A 2,894-nucleotide genomic window follows, 5' to 3' on the forward strand; every position below is an offset into this window, starting at 1 on the left:
AAACAGTTGAATTAACAAGGACCAACAAGCGTAACAAAGTGACAAATGAGCTTGAGGAAGGAAACTGGTCAACAGGTACATGGGCGACCCAAGACTCTCCAACAGTCACTAACTATGACGCACCAGATACAGAAAGTGTAGCGGAAGAAACGGTTACTTCAACAACTACAGATACAACCGAAGTAGTGAAATATCCGCAAGCTACAGAAGATGTTAAAGAAACTAAAACTGTTACCCGTACCATCAAGTATGTAGATGCGACTGATGAAACAACAGAAGTAGGTAGCCCAGTTACGCAAACAGTTGAATTAACAAGAACTAACAAGCGTAATAAAGTGACAGGTAAAGTAACAGCAGGAGACTGGTCAACAGGTACATGGGGTTCTCAAGACTCTCCAACTGTAACCAACTATGACGCCCCAGATAAGGCAACTGTAGCAGAAGCAATTGTAACATCAACAACTACAGATACAACCGAAGTAGTGAAATATCCGCAAGCTACAGAAGATATTAAAGAAAGCAAAACTGTTACCCGTACCATCAAGTATGTAGATGCGACTGATGAAACAACAGAAGTAGGTAGCCCAGTTACGCAAACAGTTGAATTAACAAGAACCAACAAGCGTAATAAAGTGACGAAAGTCGTGACAGAAGGTGAATGGACAACAGGCAACTGGGACGAAGTCGTATCGCCAGAAATTGAAAATTATGGTAAACCAGATTTACCAAAAGTATCGAATGTAGAAGTAACAGCAGATTCAAAAGGTACGACTATTTTGGTAAGGTATGACCGTTTATCAAGACCAGAAAAACCAATTCCAGAAATTCCAAGTCCTCAGGAACCAGGTGCTCCAGGTGAACCGACTCCAGACAAACCAAACCCACAACCAAATCCAGAGCATCCAAGTGTTCCGACACCAAACCCAGAACTACCAAATCAAGAGACTCCAATACCAGAGCTAACTCCAGAACCAGGTACTCCAAAAACTGAAATTCCAGTGAGTCCAGACCCAGAAGTTCCGACTTCTGAGACAAATAAAAGAGAGGAATTGCCAAACACAGGTACAGAAGCGAATGCTACCTTGGCTAGCGCTGGTATCATGACCTTATTAGCTGGTCTAGGATTAGGATTCTTCAAGAAAAAAGAAGATGAAAAATAATAGATTTTAGAATCTAGGAACAAGGAAAAGCTCACAGATGTGGGCTTTTTCCTGGTTTTGAGAACGAGGTCTTTCGAGAAGATTAAAAACGCTTACAAGTTCATTAGACTGGGAAACTCTGAATCCTATTTTTTTAAAAATCTTTCCAGAAATCAGTTGCTAAATAGGCTAAAAATTGATAAAATAAGGAATATCTAAAAAATTTTAAGGAGAATCTAGCAAATGGATTTCACATGGGCACTGAAGTATGCCACTGAATTTTTGGGAACTGCCATTTTGATCATTCTTGGGAATGGTGCAGTTGCCAACGTTGAACTTAAAGGTACGAAAGGTCACCAAAGTGGCTGGATCGTCATCGCTGTTGGTTATGGTATGGGGGTTATGATTCCAGCCTTGATGTTTGGTAACGTATCTGGGAACCACATCAACCCTGCTTTCACTCTAGGACTTGCAGTTAGCGGTCTTTTCCCTTGGGCACAAGTGGTACCTTACATTATCGCGCAAGTCTTGGGGGCTATCTTTGGTCAAGCCTTGGTTGTGGCAACACACCGCCCATTCTACTTGAAAACTGAAAACTCAAATAACATCTTGGGAACTTTCTCAACTATTTCAAGTATTGACCATGGTACAAAAGAAAGTCGCTATGCAGCAACTGTTAATGGTTTTGTAAACGAGTTTGTTGGTTCATTTGTTTTGTTCTTTGCAGCTCTTGGTTTGACTAAAAACTTCTTTGGTGCTGAAGTGCTTCAATACATGAAACAAATGGCAACACAAGCAGGACAAACAGTTGATTTTTCTGACTTGGCTATTAAAGCACAGGTGGCTCCACACACTGCTTCAGGACTTTCTGTAGCTCACTTGGCACTTGGATTCCTCGTTATGGCCTTGGTAACATCACTTGGTGGACCTACAGGACCTGCCTTGAACCCAGCCCGTGACTTGGGACCACGTCTCCTTCATGCTTTCCTTCCAAAATCAGTTCTTGGTGAGCATAAAGGCGATTCAAAATGGTGGTATTCTTGGGTACCAGTAGTAGCACCTATTGCAGCAGCAATTGCGGCAGTAGCTGTATTCAAATTCCTTTATCTCTAAGAAATAGCTCCTTTAACATTTGAGTGAGCACCATTTATAAGTAAGAGAGGATCAGATTGGTTCTCTCTTTTTGATTTTTCAGGGAAATGAAAGAAAATCGACACAAACTCCTCTCCAGCAGTGGTTTAGAAGTCTCAGTGGGTTATTCCAACTTTAATGGGCTATAGTAGGTTGCAGTTGAAATAATAGACCCTTTTTCTCAAACATTGTGAGAAATTAGTTTGAATTCCCCAATCAAATTGTGCAGTTTTCATTCTACTATATATTATATTATCGGAGATGGGTTCCCTATCTTGTAAGTCTGCTTTATAGTGGGTTGAAGTTGGAATAGTCCGCCCTTCTTTCTCGAACATTGTGAGGAATTGATTTGCCTTCCTCAACAAAATGTTTAGTTTTTATTTCATTTTGCCATAAAATAAGCGATTAGGGGGGCTATTCTTCGACCAACATTGGCTCTGCTGTGTCCTATGATTGTTATCGTTTTATCTGCAATCTTATACTCAATGAAAATCAAAGAGCAAACTAGGAAGCTAGCCGCAGGTTGCTCAAAGCACTGCTTTGAGGTTGTAGATGGAACTGACGAAGTCAGCTCAAAATAGTGTTTTGAGGTTGTAGATAGAACTGACGAAGTCAGTAACTATA

The 2,894-nt window shown here is 40.7% G+C and carries 2 protein-coding genes and 1 pseudogene; all 3 read left to right on the top strand.

Annotated elements, in window-relative coordinates; genetic code table 11:
* Positions 1-185: 185 nt before the first annotated feature.
* Positions 186-359: pseudogene (locus HT719_RS12060) on the top strand (hypothetical protein); the annotation flags it as partial.
* Between the two features lie 150 nt (positions 360-509).
* The gene (locus HT719_RS12065; RefSeq protein ID WP_345790047.1) at positions 510-1,160 is read left to right on the top strand and encodes an LPXTG cell wall anchor domain-containing protein; all 651 of its coding nucleotides are present in this window, start codon (positions 510-512) and stop codon (positions 1,158-1,160) included.
* 222 nt (positions 1,161-1,382) lie between these two features.
* A complete protein-coding gene (gene gla / locus HT719_RS10220; RefSeq protein ID WP_112444212.1) occupies positions 1,383-2,252 on the top strand; it encodes an aquaglyceroporin Gla in 870 nt (289 codons plus the stop codon).
* Positions 2,253-2,894 lie beyond the last annotated feature (642 nt).

Origin of the sequence: Streptococcus sp. k-378, from assembly GCF_013277505.1 — a bacterium.
GTDB lineage: Bacteria > Bacillota > Bacilli > Lactobacillales > Streptococcaceae > Streptococcus > Streptococcus pseudopneumoniae.

Bases quoted from the DNA above. Each gene is read 5' to 3' on its own strand.
- gla (WP_112444212.1), top strand. From the start codon at position 1,383: ATGGATTTCACATGGGCACTGAAGTATGCCACTGAATTTTTGGGAACT.